The organism is Streptomyces africanus (genome assembly GCF_002150735.1).
Classification (GTDB): domain Bacteria; phylum Actinomycetota; class Actinomycetes; order Streptomycetales; family Streptomycetaceae; genus Streptomyces; species Streptomyces africanus.
Genome location: NZ_MUKA01000610.1, coordinates 1 through 555, shown reverse-complemented (window position 1 = coordinate 555; position 555 = coordinate 1). Strand labels below are relative to the sequence as shown.

Annotated in this window: 2 pseudogenes; both read left to right on the top strand. The window is 72.9% G+C overall.

The annotated features are described in order from the left end of the window. A pseudogene (locus CCL05_RS46890) lies at window positions 1-236 on the top strand (SDR family oxidoreductase); the annotation flags it as partial. Then, window positions 233-555: pseudogene (locus CCL05_RS42625) on the top strand (methionine synthase); the annotation flags it as partial. The pseudogenes CCL05_RS46890 and CCL05_RS42625, both read left to right, overlap by 4 nt.

The following is a 555-nucleotide window of genomic DNA, read 5'->3' as shown; positions in this document are numbered from 1 at the left end:
AGGCCCTCGCCGACTCCCTCCGTCACGAGGAGCACGGCAAGGGCGTCCGCGTCACCTCCGTCTATCCCGGCCGCACGGCCAGCCCCATGCAGGCCAAGGTCCACCAGCAGGAGGGCAAGGAGTACGACGCGTCGAAGTGGATCGACCCCGAGTCGGTCGCCACGACGATCCTGATGGCCCTGGACCTGCCGAGGGACGCCGAGGTCAACGACCTGACGGTACGACCGGGGAACTGACCGGCCGGGCCGCNNGCCAGTTCAGGTTCGGCGCCGCCACGGGGGTCGGCTCCCTGCCCGGGGGCGACGCCCGGGAGGCCGTCAGAACCGCCACCGGAACCTTCGAGGACTTCCCCTTCCTGCCCGAACTGCCCGCCCGCGGACCCGGCGCGGACATGATCGGGCGGACCGCCGGCCTGCTCGTCGAGCTGTACGCGCGCGTGGAGCCCAGCGGCTGGCGGCTCGGCGACCGGCCGGGGCGGGACACCAAACGGGCCCGTTCCTGGCTCGTCGAGGACCTCGACGCGCTGGAGGAATTCACGCAGGGCTACGAGGGGCC